This is a genomic window from Paracoccus sp. P2, from assembly GCF_046335115.1.
GTDB classification, from domain to species: Bacteria; Pseudomonadota; Alphaproteobacteria; order Rhodobacterales; family Rhodobacteraceae; genus Paracoccus; species Paracoccus pantotrophus.
In genome coordinates this window covers 19,184-36,530 of record NZ_JBGOSN010000003.1, presented here as the reverse complement: position 1 = coordinate 36,530, position 17,347 = coordinate 19,184, and the positions used below count along the sequence as shown (strand labels likewise).

The following is a 17,347-nucleotide window of genomic DNA, read 5'->3' as shown; positions in this document are numbered from 1 at the left end:
GCCCTGACCGAAATCCGAACCCAGAGAGTGCCCATGCGCGCCGAAACCCAAGCCACCATCGAGGCGATCCGCAAATCGCTGAAACTGCTCGGCCAGCGCATGGACTGGGAAACCGCGCCGCACCGGCTGGAAGAGCTGAACGCCATGATCGAGGCGGGCGACATCTGGTCCGACCCGGCCCGCGCCCAGAAATTGATGCGCGACCGGCAGATGCTGTCCGACGCGGTCGAGACCTATCGCCGCATCGACACCGAGCTCAAGGACAATGCCGAGCTGATCGAACTGGGCGAGGCCGAGGGCGATGCCGAGATCGTCGCCGATGCCGAGGGCGCGCTGAAATCGCTGGCCGAACTCGCGGCGCAGAAGGAACTGGAGGCGCTGCTGAACGGCGAGGCTGACGGCAACGACACCTTCCTGGAGATCAATGCCGGCGCCGGCGGCACGGAAAGCGCCGACTGGGCCAGCATGCTCGCGCGCATGTATGTCCGCTGGGCCGAGAAGAAGGGCTATAATGTCGAGCTTCTGTCCGAGACGCCGGGCGAGGAGGCGGGCATCCGTTCCGCCGCCTACAAGATCTCGGGGCCGAACGCCTATGGCTGGCTGAAGTCGGAATCGGGCGTGCATCGGCTGGTGCGCATCTCGCCCTATGATTCGGCGGCGCGGCGGCATACCTCGTTTTCCTCGGTCTGGGTCTATCCGGTGGTGGATGACAATATCGAGATCACCATCCCCGACAATGAGATCAGGATCGACACCTATCGGTCGTCCGGCGCGGGGGGGCAGCACGTCAACACCACCGATTCGGCGGTGCGCATCACCCACCTGCCGACCGGCATCGTCGTGACCAGCTCGGAAAAATCGCAGCACCAGAACCGCGCCAACGCCATGGCGGCGCTGAAGGCGCGGCTGTACCAGCTGGAACTGGACAAGCGCAATGCCGCGATCAACGCCCAGCACGAGGCCAAGGGCGATGCCGGCTGGGGCAACCAGATCCGCTCATACGTGCTGCATCCCTATCAGATGGTGAAGGATCTGCGCACCGGGCACGAGACCTCGGACACGCAGGGCGTGCTGGACGGCGACCTGGATGCCTTCATGGCCGCGACGCTGGCGCTGGACGTGGCGGGCAAGAGCCGGGCCGAGGCGCAGGCCGAGGACTGATCCGCCGCGCCCGTTGCGCGGCCGCATGAGTATTGGGGAAACGGTGAAGCAGGCGCCGCGCGGGTGCGGGGCGCTGTACGAGCGTCTTCTCTGTTCCCCAAATACCCATGCACGGGCGACGCTGACACGGCCGCATGGGTATTTGGGGAACGAAGAAATGCGCAGAGGCCGGGCGCGGGGTGCGGGGTTTTGTGTCGCGTGGCGCCGGGTTAGCCTGCGGGCGGTCTGGATCGACAGGGGCGCGGCATGGACGTGAAGCGGATCAATCTGGCGCTGCAGGGCGGCGGTGCGCATGGCGCATTCGCCTGGGGCGTGCTGGACCGGTTGCTGGACGAGCCGGACATCGAGATCCGCGGCATCAGCGGTACCTCGGCTGGGGCGCTGAACGGGGCGGCCCTGGCGGCGGGCCTGTCCTGCGGGCCGGGCCGGCGCGGGCGCGAGGCGGCGCGGCAGAACCTGGCCCATATCTGGTCGCAGGTGGGGCAGGTCAGCGACAATTCGGTGGTGCGCTGGCTGCATTCCATGTTCCCGGTGCCGCGCGCCTGGCAGCGGCTGACCGAGCTTTTCTCGCCCGTGGCATGGATGGAATCGCTGACGCGAGTGTTCAGCCCCTATGATTCGGGGCCGTTCTATACCAACCCGCTGGCCGCTATCCTGCGCGAGATGCCGCATCCCCGGTTGGGGCGCGAGGAGGGGCCGGCGCTTTTCGTTACTGCGACCAATGTGCGCACCGGGCTGGTGCGGGTCTTTGGCGGGGCCGAGGTGACGGTCGAGACGGTGCTGGCCTCGGCCTGCCTGCCCGAGCTGTTCCGCGCCGTCGAGATCGACGATCCGCTGACCGGAAGGCGCGAGGCCTATTGGGACGGCGGCTATTCCGGCAACCCGGCGCTGTTCCCGCTGTATCGCGGCGACCTGCCGCGCGACATCGTCATCGTCAACATCAACCCGATGCTGCGCGAGGCGATCCCCAAGACCCCGGCCGCGATCCAGGACCGGGTGAATGAGATCAGTTTCAACGCGGCGCTTCTGGCCGAGCTGCGGGCGATCAATTTCGTCAAGCGGCTGCATGCCGAGGAGCGGCTGACCGGGCGGCCGATGAAGAACGTGCTGCTGCATGCGATCATGGACGAGGATCTGATGAACTCGCTGAGCGCCCGGACCAAGCTGCTGCCGAATCCCGGCCTGTTGCAGCGCATGCATGATGCCGGGGTCGAGGCCGCCGAGCGATTCCTGGACAAGGATGCGGCCAATATCGGCGCACGTGATTCCTATGACCTGGCGCAGCTTTTCGGCCGCCGATAGCCCGGCATCGGTGCCGGTCGACCGCGGATATGCGGGCACGATCCTTGCCATCGTCGGGAAATCTGGGTGAGAGGCTGGACAGCGACCCAAGCGGGACTCGTTACGGCTGCTTCCTTCCGGACCTGACCGGGTTGGCGAGGCGCCTGCCCGCGCCAACCTCTCGCCGCCTAGATAGGCGCGCGCGCGGCGGGATGCAAGCGGCTTGGCCGCCTACAGGTGCAGGCGCAGGCGCAGGAAGCCGTCGGGGGCGATTCCGGCCGGCTCGACCGGGGTGGAAAGCCCGTCGAGATGCCCCGCCGCCGCAGGCCCGGTCTCGAACAGGACCGAGGTGCCGGGCAGGGGGCGAAAGCTCCAGCCGGCGCGGGGGTTGGGGGCCAGCACCCGGCGTTGCGCCACGTAGCGGCGCAGCACCTCGCGGGTGGGGCAGGAGCTGTCCAGCAGCACCGGCCGTCCCGCCGTCACCGGGGCGAAGAGCCCGCTGTCCGACAGCCGGTAGCTGTTCGTCACCAAGATGAAGGGCTGGTCCGGCGCGACCGGGCGCATGCGGTGGGTCAGAGCGCAGATGCGGTGCGAATCGGGATGGGCCAGCTTTCCGTCGGGCGCGTAGCGCGGCGGGCGGCTCAGGTCGATCTGCCAGCCCAGCCCGTCGATGATGTCGAAATTGTAGCTGGGAAACTCGGGGTCGATCAGCGGTTGGTCCGGCTTGCCCGGCTCGATGCGCAGGAACATGCTGGCCGAGCGTTCCAGCCATTCGCACAGCTCGGCCCCGGTCAGGCGGATGGCGCAGATCCGGTTCGGAAACAGATAGAGATCGGCGATGTTGCGCAGCGTCAGCCGCCCGGCCGGGACGTCGGTGTAATGCTGCGGCCCGCCGCGGCCGCCGGCGCGGAACGGTGCGACCGCCGACAGGATCGGCAGATCCTGCCAGCGCGTGCCGCGCAGGGCGCGCCGCACGTGCCAGCGTTGCGCCATGGCCACCAGCCGCAGGCCGGGATCCTCGCCGATCAGCGAGAAATAGCTGCTCAGCGGCCGCTCGGTGCGGCCGATCCGGCGGCGGAAATGCCGCAGGGTCTGGCGATGGGCGGACAGGGCCGGGCCGGTGACGGCGGGGTGATCCTCGTCGGCGCCGACCGGCTCGGCGCGGCAGGTGAAATCGGCGATGCGCCAGCCCTGGGCCAGCGGCTCCAGCCGCAGGTCGATCACCCCCAGATGCGAGCCCCAGAAACCGGGCATGACCGCGGGCTTGCCGGCCAGCGTGCCGCGGCGGGCGTCGATCCCCGGCCCCTGCGGGTGGTCGGCCGAGGGGAACACCCGATGCGTATGGCCGGCGATCACCACGTCGATGCCGGGCAGGGCGGCCAGCGCGGTGGCCGCGTTCTCCATCATCGGCGCCGGGGCGAGCGCGCCGATGCCGCTATGCGCCAGCGCCACGATCAGTTCCGCGCCCTGTTCGCGCAGGGCCGCGATGCCGGTGCGGGCGGCCAGCAGGATGTCCTGAACCTCGATCTCGGCCTTCAGCCCGCGTTCCCATTCCACGGTCTGCGGCGGCAGAAAGCCCAGCACGCCGATGCGCAGCGCATGCGTCCGGCCCTGGTCGTCGTGGAACTGCCGCGTCAGCAGGGCATGGGCCTGCACCGGCAGGGGATGGTGCGGGCGCAGGTTGGTCGAGACGACGGGAAACTCGGCGCCCTCCAGCGTGCGGCGCAGAAAGCCCAGGCCGAAGCTGAAATCGTGGTTGCCGATGGTCGCCGCGTCATAGCCGAGCGCGTTCATCGCCGCGATGGCCGGATGCGGCTGGCGGGCGCCGATGTCGTCCATCTCGGCCAGGTAGTCGCCCATCGGGCTGCCTTGCAGCCCGTCGCCATTGTCGAACAGCAGGCAATTGCGTGCCGTCTGGCGTGCTCGGGCGATCAGGGCTGCTGCCCGCGACAGCCCCAGCCGCCCCGAGGGGCGGTCGGCGAAATAGTCGTAACCCAGCATATGCATGTGCAGATCGGTCGTCGCCAAGACGCGAACTGCAATGGACTTGACGCCAGAATGCGATTTGGGAACGGAGCATATGCAAGTCATGACGCATGAATGCAGTCTATTGATACATATTGCAACCTTGGATTGTATTTCATGCCTGCGGCCTGTTGGCCCTTGCGGGCGGCGACTTGCATGCCCCGGCACAACATGGGATGACCGGGGCGGTGCCTGGTTTCTTTGATTTGACTGGATCAGCAATGAAGTTTTCGACCCGACGGGATGTCGACCTGGCCGCGGAGGCCCTGTTCCGTGCAGCCAGCAATTTTCACGCCATCGAGCGGATGCTGGTGCGGCGCGGGGCGACGGTGCGCCGGCTCGACGACCTGGCCGCCCCTGGGGTGGGAATGCGCTGGCTGATCGGCTTCGACTGGCGCGGCCGTCATCGCGAAGTCACGGCCGAGGTGGTGCGGCTGGACGCGCCCGAGTTGCTGGTCCTCAACGGCACATCCGACCAGTTCGACCTGGTCATCCGCATGTCCGTGGTGGCGCTGACCCGGACGAAGTCGCGGATGATCTTCGAGACCGAGGCGCGTCCGCGCAGCATGAAGGCGCGGCTGATGTTGCAGACCGCCAAGCTGGGCAAGGCGCAGCTGGACTGCAAATTCGGCCGGCGGATCGGCGAGTTCATCGCCGACCTGGCCTCGGGCGCGCAGGCTGCCTAACGGCCGGCCTGCCTATCGCGCGGCGGCCTGCGACTGCGCGGCGCGCAGCGGATCGGCCGGATAGACGCCCAGGATGTTCAGGCTGGAAGTGAAATAGTCCAGTTCCTCCAGCGCGCGGGCGACATGCGGATCCTCGGGATGGCCCTCGATGTCGGCATAGAACTGCGTCGCGGTGAAGACGCCGTCCACCATGTAGCTTTCCAGCTTGGTCATGTTGACGCCGTTGGTGGCAAAGCCGCCAAGCGCCTTGTAGAGCGCCGCCGGGATGTTGCGCACCCGGAAGACGAAGCTGGTCATCATCGTCGTGCCGCCCTGGGCATTGGTGCGGCGGCTGAAATCGGGCTGGCGCGCCATGACCAGGAAGCGGGTGGTGTTGTTCTGCCGGTCCTCGATGCCCGAAGCGAGTTCCTCGAGCCCGTAGATCTCGCCCGCCAGCGGCGCGGCCAGCGCGGCCAGCGACGGCTCGGCCCGGCGCGCGACCTCCAGCGCCGAGCCGGCCGTGTCGGCGCCGACGATGCTGCGGATGGCGTGGCGGCGCAAGAAGCCGCGGCATTGACCCAGCAGCACCGGGTGGCTCATTGCCTCGCTGATCTGCGACAGCTTGGTGCCGGGCACCGCCAGCAGGCTGATGCGCACCCGCACGAAGCCCTCGTCGATGATGTGCAGCCCGGTTTCGGGCAGCAGGTGGTGGATGTCCGCCACCCGGCCATAGGTCGAGTTCTCGACCGGCAGCATCGCCAGCTCGGCCTTGCCGGCCCGCACCGCCTCGATCGTGTCCTCGAAGGTGCGGCAGGGCAGCGCCTCCATCTGCGGGCGATAGAAGCGGCAGGCCTGGTGGCTGTAGGCGCCGGGTTCGCCCTGGAATGCGATCACGTTCTGGGTGGGGGCGTCGGTCATGGATCACACCTTGGCTCGGGGTGGCGGCCTGGGCCTTGCCCTCGTGCCGGGCTGGCCTCCTGGTCCGTTTTGTGCTTTGCCAGCGACAACTACACCTTGAACCGGTGGAACAAAAGCGGGTAGATACGGCCAAATCCACGGACAGCCCAGGGGATCCGCAGACATGTTCGATACCATGACCGTCACCAAGGCAGCCGGTGCGCTAATCGGCTCGCTTCTGTTCCTGCTGTTGATGAGCTGGGCGGCATCGGGCATCTTTCACGTCGGCGTCTCGGGCCATGGCGCCGAGGGCGAGGAACACGCCCAGGCATACACCATCCCGGTCGAGGATGCCGGCGGGGCCGACGACGCCGCGGCCGATGAAGGCCCGGATTTCGCCACCGTCCTGGCTTCGGCCGATGCGGCCGCGGGCGAGAAGGTGTTCGGCAAGTGCAAGGCCTGTCACAAGCTGGACGGCAACGATGGCGTCGGCCCGCATCTGAACGGCGTCGTCGGCCGCGCGGTCGCCGGCGTCGATGGCTTCAACTATTCCGACCCGATGAAGGCGCATGGCGGCGACTGGACGCCCGAGGCGCTGCAAGAGTTCCTCGCCAATCCCAAGACCGTGATCAAGGGCACCAAGATGTCCTTCGCCGGCCTGCCCAAGATCGAGGATCGCGCCAACCTGATCGCCTATCTGCAGGGCCAGCAGTAAGCGGCGCGGCCCGCGCGGCAGGCATGGGGCGTCCCTTGGGGCGCCCTTTTTCGTTGCCGCGGCCCGGCCCCGCGCGGCGGATCACGCATTTGCATGTTGAACCGGGCCCGAGGGCTGCTAGCCTTGCCGCGGGCGCCCCGCCGCCCTCGAGCAAGGCCAGAACCAGAACAAGGCCAGAACCAGAACAAGGATCGACAAGACCCGATGACGATGCGTTTCCTGCGACATGCCCCGATGCTTGCCTTCACGGCGCTTCTGCCCGGCCTGGTCTTGGCGCAGGAGCCGCAGGAGCCCCGGACCATCGTGTCGCATGGCATCGCGGTCTTCGGCGAACCCGAACTGCCAGCCGATTTCCCGCATCTGCGCTATGTGAACCCCGATGCGCCCAAGGGCGGCGAGATTTCGGAATGGTTCAGCGGCGGCTTCGACAGCTACAACCCCTATACCCACCGCGGCCGCGCGGCCATGCTGTCCAACGCCATGCTGGAGCCGCTGATGGAAGGCGTCGCCGACGAGATCGGCACCGCCTATTGCCTGCTCTGCGAGACCATCGAATATCCCGAAAGCCGCGACTGGGTGATCTTCCACCTGCGCCCCGAGGCGAAATTCTCGGACGGCACGCCGCTGACCGCGCATGACGTGCTGTTTTCCTTTGAACTGCTGCGCGACAAGGGCCTGTCCTCGTATCGCACGATCATTTCCAAGATCGTCGCCAAGGCCGAGGTGATCGACGACCGCACCATCAAGTTCATCTTCCGGCCGGATTATCCGCGCCGGGACGTGATCCAGTCGGTCGGCGGCCAGATCGTCTTCTCGCGCGAGGATTTCCGCAAGAACAAGCGCGACATCGAACAGTCGAGCAACATCCCCTTCGTCGGCTCGGGGCCTTACATGTTCGACCGGGCCGATGCCGGCCGCTCGATCACCCTGCGGCGCAATCCCGACTATTGGGGCAAGGATCTGCCGATCAATGTCGGGCGGCACAATTTCGACCGCATCCGCGTCGAGTATTTCGGCGATTACGACAGCGCCTTCGAGGCCTTCAAGGCCGGCGTCTATACCTTCCGCAACGAGGCAAGCTCGATCCACTGGGCGACGCGCTATGATTTCCCCGCCGTGCAATCCGGCGCGGTGAAAAAGGAGGCGCTGCCCGACGGCAGCATCGCCAACGGCCAGGGCTGGGTCTTCAACCTGCGCCGTCCCAAGTTCCAGGACATCCGCGTGCGCGAGGCCATCGGGCTGATGTTCAACTTCGAATGGTCGAACGAGACGCTGTTCTATGGGCTTTACGCGCGGGTGAACTCGCCCTGGGAAAACAGCCCGCTGATGGCCGAGGGCAAGCCCACGCCGGCCGAGCTGGCGCTGCTGGAGCCCCTGGCCAAGGATCTGCCGCCGGGCGTGCTGACCGACGACGCGGTGCTTCAGCCCGTTTCGGGCAAGACCCAGCTCGACCGGCGCAACATGCGCCGCGCGGCGCAGCTGCTGGACGAGGCGGGCTGGAAGCCGGGCGCGGACGGCATGCGCCGCAATGCCCAGGGCGAGGTGCTGCGGGTCGAGTTCCTGAACGACAGCGCCACCTTCGACCGGGTGATCAACCCCTTCGTGCAGAACCTGCGGGCCATCGGCATCGACGCGGTGAACCTGCGGGTGGACGACGCCCAGTTGACCGCGCGCACCCGCAGCCATGATTTCGACATCGTGACGGATCATGTCTCCCAGGGCTATTTCCTGACCGGCGATACCGAGCAGACCTTCGGCTCGGAAAATGTCGGCGACGTGTTCAATCCGATGGGCTTGGCCAATCCGGCCATCGACCGGCTGATCCAGCTGGGCATCGAGGCAAAGACCGAGGAAGAGATGATCACCGTGGCCCATGCGCTGGACCGCAGCCTGCGGGCGCTGCGCTTCTGGGTGCCGCAATGGTTCAAGGCCCAGTATACCGTTGCCTATTACGACATCTTCGGCCATCCCGAGACCCTGCCGCCCTATGCGCTGGGTGAGCTTGATTTCTGGTGGTATGACGCGGATAAGGCGGCAAAGCTGAAACAATCCGGCGCGCTGCGCTAGGCCCTGCGGGGCCGGCGCGGATCAAGGCGGAGCAAGGGGACGGATGGCAGCCTATATCCTGCGGCGCTTGCTGCTGATCATACCCACGCTGATCGGCATCATGCTGGTCAACTTCACGCTGACGCAATTCGTTCCCGGCGGCCCGATCGAGCAGATCATCGCCCGCGTCCAGGGCGAGGGCGACGCGCTGCGCAACATTACCGGCGGCGCGGGCGAGTCGCCGCAGAGCACCGAATATGCCGGCGCCCGCGGCATCCCGCCCGAATTGCTGGACCAGCTTGAGGTGCAGATGGGCTTTGCCCGCATCGCCTGCATGCCGGGCCACCAGGGCGAGCCGGACCTGAAATCCCCCGATTGCAGCAAGGAAAAGATCGGTGCGGCCGAGCGTTTCCTGATCATGCTGGGCAATTACGTCCGCTTCGATTTCGGCACCAGCTTCTTCCGCTCGATCTCGGTCATCGACCTGGTGCTGGAAAAGATGCCGGTCTCGATCACGCTGGGCCTGTGGTCGACCCTGATCGCCTATCTGATCTCGATACCGCTGGGCATCCGCAAGGCGGTCAGGAACGGCACGCCCTTCGACACCTGGACCTCGGGCGCGATCATCGTCGGCTATGCCATCCCGGCCTTCCTGTTCGCGGTCCTCTTGATGGTGCTGTTCGCGGGCGGCAGCTATTGGCAGATCTTTCCGCTGCGCGGCCTGACCTCGGACAACTGGGCTGATCTGAGCCTCTGGGGCAAGGTCAAGGACTATCTGTGGCACATCGCCCTGCCGGTGACGGCCACCACCATCTCCAGCTTCGCCACGCTGACGCTCTTGACCAAGAACAGCTTCCTGGACGAGATCAACAAGCAATATGTCATGACCGCCCGCGCCAAGGGCCTGACCGAGGGCCGGGTGCTTTACGGCCATGTCTTCCGCAACGCCATGCTGATCGTGATCGCCGGGTTTCCGTCGATGTTCCTGGGCGTGTTCTTCGGCTCCTCGATCCTGATCGAGACCATCTTCTCGCTCGATGGCCTCGGCCGACTGGGCTTCGAGGCGGCGGTGCAGCGCGACTACCCGGTGATCTTCGGCACGCTTTACGTCTTCGGCCTGCTGGGCCTGCTGGTCGGGATCCTCTCGGACCTGATGTATGTGCTGGTCGACCCGCGCATCGATTTCGAGCGGAGGGCCGGCTGATGGCGATGACCGAGCTGAACCGCCGCCGGCTGCGCAATTTCCGCCGCAACAAGCGCGCCTTCTGGTCGCTGGTGGTCTTCACCATCCTGTTCGTCGCCTCGCTGTTCGCGGAACTGATCGCCAACGACAAGCCGATCCTGGTCAGCTACAGGGGCGAGTTGCATTTCCCGGTCTATCGCTTCTATCCCGAGACCGCCTTCGGCGGCGATTTCGGCACCGAGGCGATCTATACCGATCCCGGCGTGCAATGCCTGATCCGCACCGGCGGGCGTGAGGAATGCTGGGACGACCCCGAGGCGACCGAGCAGGAGGCGCGCGAGACCGGCCAGGTCGCGGGCGAGGCGGTCGAGCGGGGCTGGATGCTCTGGCCGCCGATCCCCTATCACTATCGCACCATCAACAATGTCGGCACCGCCCCCAGCGCGCCCGATGCGGCGCATTGGCTGGGCACCGACGACACGGCGCGCGATGTGCTGGCGCGGGTGATTTACGGCTTTCGCCTGTCGATCCTGTTCACGCTGATCGTGACCGTGGTCGCCTCGCTTCTGGGCATCGCGGCGGGGGCGGTGCAGGGCTATTTCGGCGGCCGCACCGATCTGGTCTTTCAGAGATTGCTTGAGATATGGGGTTCAACCCCTTCGCTTTACGTGATTATCATCCTGTTCGCGATCCTGGGGCGAAGTTTCTGGCTCTTGGTCTTCGTCTCGATCCTGTTCGGCTGGCCGGCGCTGGTCGGTGTGGTGCGGGCCGAGTTCCTGCGGGCGCGCAACTTCGAATATGTCCGGGCGGCGCGGGCGCTGGGGGTGAATGACCGCACGATCATGTTCCGCCATATCCTGCCCAATGCCATGGTGGCGACGCTGACCATGCTGCCCTTCGTCGTCACCGGCACCATCTCGTCGCTGGCGGCGCTGGATTATCTGGGCTACGGCCTGCCCAGCTCGGCCCCCTCACTGGGCGAGTTGGCCCTGCAGGCCAAGCAGAACCTGCAGGCGCCCTGGCTGGGCTTCACCGCCTTCTTCAGCTTCGCCATCATGCTGTCGCTGCTGGTGTTCATCTTCGAAGGCGTGCGCGACGCCTTCGACCCAAGAAAGACCTTTCGATGACGCCGGTTCTGGAAGTCAGCGACCTGCGGGTGGGGTTCCGGCAGGACGGGCAATTGGTGCCCGCCGTCAAGGGCGTCAGCTTCACCGTGGCCAAGGGCGAGACGGTGGCGCTGGTCGGCGAATCCGGCTCGGGCAAGTCGGTCACGGCTTTGTCGACCGTGCGGCTGCTGGGCGAGGCGGCCGAGGTCGCGGGCTCGGTCCGCTATGACGGGCGGGAACTGCTGGGTGCCGCCGAGGCGGAATTGCGCCGGGTGCGCGGCAATGACATCAGCTTCATCTTCCAGGAACCGATGACCTCGCTGAACCCGCTGCACACGCTGGAGCGGCAGCTGGCCGAAAGCCTGGCGCTGCACCAGGGCCTGCGCGGCGCGGCGGCACGGGCGCGGATCATCGAGCTTTTGACCCGCGTCGGCATCCGCGACCCGGAAACGCGGCTGGCCGATTACCCGCACCAGCTGTCGGGCGGCCAGCGCCAGCGGGTGATGATTGCCATGGCGCTGGCGAACGGGCCGGAGCTGCTGATCGCCGACGAGCCGACGACAGCGCTGGACGTGACCATCCAGGCGCAGATCATGGAGCTGCTGGCGGAACTGAAGGCCGCCGAGGGGCTGTCGATGCTGTTCATCAGCCACGACCTGGGCCTGGTGCGCCGCATCGCCGACCGGGTCTGCGTGATGAAGGGCGGCGAGATCGTCGAACAGGGCCCGGTCGAGCAGATCTTTGCCCATCCGCAGCACGAATATACCCGCATGCTGCTGGCGGCCGAGCCCAAGGGCCGGGCCGAACCGCTGGCCGGCGACCCGCCCGAGGTGGTCTCGACCCGCGATCTGAAGGTCTGGTTCCCGATCCAGCGCGGCTTCCTGCGCCGCACCGTCGGCCACGTCAAGGCGGTGAACGGCGCCACGCTGTCGGTCCGGGCCGGCGAGACGCTGGGCATCGTCGGCGAATCCGGCTCGGGCAAGACCACGCTGGCGCTGGCGATCATGCGGCTGATCGAAAGCGACGGGCCGATCCTCTACATGGGCCGCGACATTTCCAAGGTGCCGGGCCGGGCGCTGCGCGGCCTGCGCCGCGACATGCAGATCGTGTTCCAGGATCCCTTCGGCAGCCTGTCGCCGCGCATGACGGTCGAGCAGATCATCGCCGAGGGCCTGGGCGTGCATGGCATCGAGCCGGGCCGCAACCGCCGCGAGATGGTCGAGGCGATGATGCGCGAGGTCGGGCTGGATCCCGCCACCCTGCATCGCTATCCGCATGAGTTCAGCGGCGGCCAGCGCCAGCGCATCGCCATCGCCCGCGCCATGATCCTGAACCCCAAGCTGGTGGTTCTGGACGAGCCGACCAGCGCGCTGGACATGACCGTGCAGGTGCAGATCGTCGAGCTTTTGCGGCGCTTGCAGCGCAAGCTTGGGCTGGCCTATCTTTTCATCAGCCATGACCTGCGCGTCGTGCGCGCCATGTCGCATCAGATCATGGTCATGCGCGCCGGAGAAGTGGTCGAGCAAGGCTCGACCGACGCGGTCTTCGAGCGTCCCGAAAGCGATTATACCCGCCAGTTGATCCAGGCGGCATTTCTTGCGGTAACAAGTGAAGATCTTAAGGCAACCAGTTGAAAATCCTTTTAATTCACCAGAATTTCCCCGGCCAGTTCCTGCATCTGGCGCCGGCCCTGGCCGCGCGCGGCCATCACGTCATGGCGCTGACGGACGAGAAGAACCAGCGCGCCTCCCCGGTCCGCGTGCTGCGCTACAAGACACCGGGCGCGCTGGACCTGCCGCCCATGCTGGGCCGGACCTACGGCGAGATGGCCGAGCGCGGCTGGGTCGCGGCCCGCGGCTGCCGGGCCTTGCGCGACCGGCACGGCTATGCGCCCGACCTGATCTTCGGCCATAGCGGCTGGGGCGAGACGCTGTTTCTGCGCGAGATCTGGCCCGAGGCGAAGTTGCTGGTCTATGCCGAGCTGATGTATCGCACCCGCGGCCATGACGTCGGCTTCGACCCCGAGATCAGCCCCGGCAGCGACGAGGCGCGGGTCGGCACCGTCGCGCGCTCGGCGCATCTGATCCAGGGGCTGGTGCAGGCCGATGCCGGGCTGTCGCCGACGCAATACCAGGCGAAATCCTTTCCGCCGGAATTGCGCGGCAAGCTGACGGTGATCCACGACGGCATCGACACGCAGAAGGTCCGCCCTGATCCGCAGGCCGAGCTTGCGCTGCCCGACGGGCGCAAGCTGCGGGCGGGGGACGAGGTTCTGACCTATGTCTCGCGCTCGCTCGAGCCCTATCGCGGCTTTCACCGCTTCATGCGCGCGTTGCCCGAGGTGCTGCGGGCGCGGCCGAACGCGCAAGTGGTGCTGGTCGGCGCCGATGGGGCCAGCTATGGTGGCCTGCCCAAGGACACGCCAAGCTGGCGCGAAAAGCTGCTGGCCGAACTCGACGGCCGGCTGGACCTGGCGCGCATCCATTTCCTGGGCCGGGTGCCTTATTCGCACTATCTGGCGCTGTTGCAGGTCAGCCGGGTGCATTGCTACCTGACCTATCCCTTCGTGCTCAGCTGGTCGCTGACCGAGGCGATGGCGGCGGGCTGCTATGTCGTCGGTTCCGATACCGAGCCGGTGCGCGAACTGGTCCGCGACGGCGAGAACGGCCGGCTGGTGCCGTTTTTCGACCAGCCCGCGCTGGAGGCGGCGCTGATCCGCGGCCTGGCCGGCGATCCCGAGGCGCCGCGCCTGCGGGCGGCGGCGCGCGACACCATCCGGCAGGGCTATGACCTGCACGGCCATTGCCTGCCGCGGTTGATCGACTGGGTGGAAAGCTTCGCGCCCTAAAGCTCGATCTCGCTTTCGGGGTCGCGTCCGGGCAGTGGCGGCGTCGCCTCGGGCGGCGGGGCCAGGCGCGGGTCGTCCTCGGGCGCGGGGCGCAGCATGTCGCGCAGCGCATCGCCCACCGGCGGGGGCGGCGGCGCGTCGGCGCGGCGGCGGATCAGGATGTCGCCATTCTCCAGTCGCTCGGGTGCCTGGTAGTTGCGCACGTCGTCCATCAGCTTGCCGATGTCCTGCAGCACCGGCGCGACCGCGCCCAGCGTATCGCCCAGGTCGCGGCCCAGCCGGTCCAGATGCGGCTCGGCCTGTTCCAGCAGGTTGCGCATGAAGTTTTCCAGCCCGCGCTCCAGCGTGTCGGATTCGTCGGGCGCAGGCAGGCCCTGCGGCGGCGGCTCGTCGGCCAGCGGGGGTTCGTAATCCTGTGCCCCGGCTGCGGCGGGCATCAGCGCGGTACAGAGGATCAGGGAAAGAAGCGATTTGCGCATGGGGCCGGTCCTTCGGCTGTTCGCAGGGGAAACATGCGCGGGGCCGGCCGGGTTCCCTGGCGCCGGGGCCGCCCCTGCGGTCAGTCGCAAGCGTCGCCGCCTTCCGGATCGCGATATTCGTGCAGCCGTCCCCGCCAGTCGCGGATCGCATAGCGGCCGGGCGCGGTCGGCCGGACGTGGTCGGGGCCCAGCGGCACCTTGCCGTGCCCGCCCGGCAGGTCCAGCACATAGGTCGGCAGGCATGTCCCCGACAGCCGCCCGCGCAGGGCCGCCATGATCGCCTGTCCCTCGGCGATGGAGGTGCGGAAATGGCCGGTGCCGCGCGCCAGGTCGCAATGATGCAGGTAATAGGGCTTGACCCGGTTGCGGATCAGCGCCCGGAACAGCTCGGCCAGCACCTCGGGATCGGCATTCACTCCCCGAAGCAGCACGGTCTGCGACAACAGCGGGATGCCCGCATCGGCCAGCCGCGCCAGCGCGGCGCGGGCGGCCTCGGTCAGTTCCTGCGCGTGATTGGTGTGGATCACCACCCAGACCGCCAGCCGCGCCGGCCGCAGCGCCGCCAGCATGGCCGCGTCGATGCGGCCGGGGGCCACCACCGGCACGCGGGTATGGAAGCGTACGACATCGACATGGGCGATCGCCTCCAGCCGCGCCATCAGTGCCGCGATGCGGCGCGCTGACAGCACCATCGGGTCGCCGCCGGTCAGGATCACCTCGCGGATCGCCGGGGTGCGGGCGATATAGTCCAGCGCCGCCGCCAGCTGGGGCTCGGGCAGGGTGCCCTCCTCGCCCACCACCTCGCGGCGAAAACAGAAGCGGCAATAGACCTCGCATGTCCTGGTGACATGCAGGATCACCCGGTCGGGATAGCGATGGGTCAGGCCGGGCGTCGGGCTGTGCGCGTCGTCCCCGATCGGATCGGCCAGTTCCTCGGGGCGGATCCGCAATTCGCGCGCATCGGGCAGGAATTGCGCGGCGACGCCGTCGCCGGGCGCCTGCATGGCCTGGCGCATGGCGGGCGAGATGCGGATGCGGAACTCGGCCGCCACCGCGTCCAGTGCCTCGGCCTGCGCGGCATCGGCCAGGCCGGCCTCGACCAGGGCGGGAACGGTGGTGATCGGGCGCTGGGACAAGGCGGCCTCTTGCGGCGAAAGGGAAGGGCGGTTTATCGACCCCCTGGCCGGTCTTGGCAAGAGCGGGCCTTGCCGCATGGATCAGGGCAGCACCAGGCTGCGGTCGTCCTTGAGCGTCCTGAGCACGATTTCGGAACGCACCTGGGCCACCTGCGGTTGCGGCAGCAGGTGGCGATGGATGAAGTCCGAAAACGCCTCCAGATCACGCAGCCGTACGTCGAGGATGTAATCGGCATCGCCCGAGACCGAAAAGGCCGAGCGGATCTGCGGATGCGCGGCGACGAAGCGGGCGAAATCGTCCTCCTTGCCCTGGCCATGGCTGCGCAGGTTCACCCGGATGATGGCGCGCAGGCCAAAGCCCAGTTTCTGCGGGTTCAGCCGCGCGGCATAGCCCTCGATCACGCCCGCCTCCTCCAGCGCCGCCCGCCGGCGCGAACATTGCGAGGCCGACAGGTTCACCAGTTCGGCCAGCGCGGCATTGGTCATCGCCCCGTCGCGCTGCAGGGCGTCGAGAATGGCGATGTCGAATCCGTCCATGCGTGTTTCTGGCATAAATCGTCTCATCCATGCGCGTTTCGTGCCTTTGTGTCCCGATCATGGCACAGTTTGCGCCCGGTTTGCATCGCATTCGCGCGATCATGGTTTCAGGACACGCGAACACTAGGGAGGAGACGCCATGGGACCGTTCCCGCATGACGCCCCGAAAGCCACGATCAGCGCCGAAAATCCCGCCGGGACGGACGGGTTTGAATTCGTCGAATTCGCCCATCCGCAGCCCGAGACCCTGGACCGCATCTTTCGCCAGATGGGTTTCGCGCCGGTGGCGCGGCACAGGCGCAAGGACATCACGCTCTATCGCCAGGGCGACATCAATTATCTGCTGAATGCCGACCCGGACAGCCATGCCGCCGGTTTCGTGCGCGAACACGGCCCCTGCGCCCCGGCCATGGCCTGGCGCGTGGTCGATGCCCAACACGCCTTGCGGCGGGCGCTGAACCTGGGCGCCAGGGAATATACCGGCAGCGGAAAATCCATCGAGGCGCCGGCGGTCTACGGCATCGGCGGCTCGCTTCTGTACTTCATCGACCGCTACGGCGATGCCGGCAGCGCCTATGCGGCCGATTACGACTGGCTGGGCGAGCCCGACCCGCGCCCCGAGGGGTTCGGCTTCTACTATCTCGACCACCTGACGCATAACGTCGTGCGCGGCAATATGGACACCTGGTACAAGTTCTACCACGACACGTTCAATTTCCGCGAGATCCGGTTCTTCGACATCAAGGGCAAGCAGACCGGGCTGGTCAGCCGGGCGCTGACCTCGCCCGACGGCAAGATCCGCATCCCGATCAACGAATCGACCGACGATCACAGCCAGATCGAGGAATACCTGCGCGCCTACAAGGGCGAGGGCATCCAGCACATCGCCATCGCCACCGAGGACATCTATGCCGCCACCGACCGCATCGCCGAGGCGGGGATGAAGTTCATGCCCGGCCCGCCCGACACCTATTACGAGATGTCGCACGACCGGGTGAAGGGCCATCAGGAACCCGTCGAGCGCATGAGAAAGCACGGCATCCTGATCGACGGCGAGGGCGTCGTCGGCGGCGGCATGACGCGGGTGCTGCTGCAGATCTTCTCGAGGACCGTGATCGGGCCGATCTTCTTCGAGTTCATCCAGCGCAAGGGCGATGACGGTTTCGGCGAGGGCAATTTCCGCGCCCTGTTCGAATCGATCGAGGCGGACCAGATCCGCCGCGGCGTGCTGAAGATCGACGCGGCGGAGTGAGACGCGGCGGAATGAA

General features: G+C 67.2%; 15 protein-coding genes and 1 other RNA gene. 10 read left to right on the top strand and 6 right to left on the bottom strand.

Annotation, left to right across the window (positions count from 1 at the left end; genetic code table 11):
- Window positions 1–33: 33 nt before the first annotated feature.
- Window positions 34–1,161, top strand: a complete 1,128-nt coding sequence (gene prfB, locus ACDP63_RS02550) for a peptide chain release factor 2 (protein ID WP_024845198.1) — start codon at window positions 34–36, stop codon at window positions 1,159–1,161.
- 246 nt (window positions 1,162–1,407) lie between these two features.
- Window positions 1,408–2,463 carry a patatin-like phospholipase family protein gene (locus ACDP63_RS02545; RefSeq protein WP_024845199.1) on the top strand — a complete coding sequence of 352 codons (1,056 nt, stop codon included), beginning with the start codon at window positions 1,408–1,410 and terminating at the stop codon, window positions 2,461–2,463.
- A gap of 65 nt (window positions 2,464–2,528) precedes the next feature.
- On the opposite strand, the gene ffs is transcribed toward ACDP63_RS02545, so the two are convergent.
- Window positions 2,529–2,625: signal recognition particle sRNA small type (gene ffs, locus ACDP63_RS02540), an RNA gene on the bottom strand.
- 48 nt (window positions 2,626–2,673) lie between these two features.
- Entirely contained in the window at window positions 2,674–4,533 is a 1,860-nt protein-coding gene (locus tag ACDP63_RS02535) for a bifunctional 2',3'-cyclic-nucleotide 2'-phosphodiesterase/3'-nucleotidase (RefSeq protein ID WP_074990309.1), read from the bottom strand.
- A gap of 155 nt (window positions 4,534–4,688) precedes the next feature.
- Between ACDP63_RS02535 and ACDP63_RS02530 the strand changes: the two genes are divergently transcribed.
- Window positions 4,689–5,153 carry a hypothetical protein gene (locus ACDP63_RS02530; protein WP_409927679.1) on the top strand — a complete coding sequence of 155 codons (465 nt, stop codon included), beginning with the start codon at window positions 4,689–4,691 and terminating at the stop codon, window positions 5,151–5,153.
- A 12-nt stretch (window positions 5,154–5,165) separates the two neighbouring features.
- Here ACDP63_RS02530 and ACDP63_RS02525 read toward each other — a convergent pair whose 3' ends face one another.
- Window positions 5,166–6,050, bottom strand: coding sequence for a prephenate dehydratase (locus ACDP63_RS02525; RefSeq protein WP_024845202.1), 885 nt, complete (start codon window positions 6,048–6,050; stop codon window positions 5,166–5,168).
- A gap of 163 nt (window positions 6,051–6,213) precedes the next feature.
- Between ACDP63_RS02525 and ACDP63_RS02520 the strand changes: the two genes are divergently transcribed.
- From ACDP63_RS02520 to ACDP63_RS02495, 6 genes are all read left to right on the top strand, one after another.
- Window positions 6,214–6,744: a c-type cytochrome gene (locus tag ACDP63_RS02520; protein ID WP_024845203.1), complete on the top strand. Its 531-nt coding sequence runs from the start codon at window positions 6,214–6,216 to the stop codon at window positions 6,742–6,744.
- Window positions 6,745–6,948: 204 nt separating this feature from the next.
- Window positions 6,949–8,811, top strand: coding sequence for an extracellular solute-binding protein (locus tag ACDP63_RS02515; protein ID WP_024845204.1), 1,863 nt, complete (start codon window positions 6,949–6,951; stop codon window positions 8,809–8,811).
- A 43-nt stretch (window positions 8,812–8,854) separates the two neighbouring features.
- Window positions 8,855–9,994 (top strand): microcin C ABC transporter permease YejB, encoded by a 1,140-nt coding sequence (locus ACDP63_RS02510; protein ID WP_024845205.1) that lies wholly within the window; start codon window positions 8,855–8,857, stop codon window positions 9,992–9,994.
- Complete coding sequence (locus tag ACDP63_RS02505) at window positions 9,994–11,100, top strand: ABC transporter permease (RefSeq protein ID WP_024845206.1); 1,107 nt, start codon at window positions 9,994–9,996, stop codon at window positions 11,098–11,100. The genes ACDP63_RS02510 and ACDP63_RS02505 overlap by 1 nt, the downstream gene beginning before the upstream one ends.
- Window positions 11,097–12,713, top strand: a complete 1,617-nt coding sequence (locus ACDP63_RS02500; RefSeq protein ID WP_024845207.1) for an ABC transporter ATP-binding protein — start codon at window positions 11,097–11,099, stop codon at window positions 12,711–12,713. The genes ACDP63_RS02505 and ACDP63_RS02500 overlap by 4 nt, the downstream gene beginning before the upstream one ends.
- Window positions 12,710–13,927 (top strand): glycosyltransferase, encoded by a 1,218-nt coding sequence (locus ACDP63_RS02495; protein ID WP_024845208.1) that lies wholly within the window; start codon window positions 12,710–12,712, stop codon window positions 13,925–13,927. The genes ACDP63_RS02500 and ACDP63_RS02495 overlap by 4 nt, the downstream gene beginning before the upstream one ends.
- On the opposite strand, the gene ACDP63_RS02490 is transcribed toward ACDP63_RS02495, so the two are convergent.
- The 3 genes from ACDP63_RS02490 to ACDP63_RS02480 form a co-directional block, all read right to left on the bottom strand.
- On the bottom strand, window positions 13,924–14,406 hold the full coding sequence (locus ACDP63_RS02490; protein WP_024845209.1) for a hypothetical protein: 483 nt from the start codon (window positions 14,404–14,406) through the stop codon (window positions 13,924–13,926). The genes ACDP63_RS02495 and ACDP63_RS02490 overlap by 4 nt on opposite strands.
- Window positions 14,407–14,486: 80 nt before the next feature.
- Window positions 14,487–15,542: a lysine-2,3-aminomutase-like protein gene (locus ACDP63_RS02485; protein WP_024845210.1), complete on the bottom strand. Its 1,056-nt coding sequence runs from the start codon at window positions 15,540–15,542 to the stop codon at window positions 14,487–14,489.
- 81 nt (window positions 15,543–15,623) lie between these two features.
- Window positions 15,624–16,079 (bottom strand): Lrp/AsnC family transcriptional regulator, encoded by a 456-nt coding sequence (locus ACDP63_RS02480; RefSeq protein ID WP_231486861.1) that lies wholly within the window; start codon window positions 16,077–16,079, stop codon window positions 15,624–15,626.
- A gap of 139 nt (window positions 16,080–16,218) precedes the next feature.
- Between ACDP63_RS02480 and hppD the strand changes: the two genes are divergently transcribed.
- The gene (gene hppD, locus ACDP63_RS02475; protein ID WP_028709884.1) at window positions 16,219–17,331 is read left to right on the top strand and encodes a 4-hydroxyphenylpyruvate dioxygenase; all 1,113 of its coding nucleotides are present in this window, start codon (window positions 16,219–16,221) and stop codon (window positions 17,329–17,331) included.
- Window positions 17,332–17,347 lie beyond the last annotated feature (16 nt).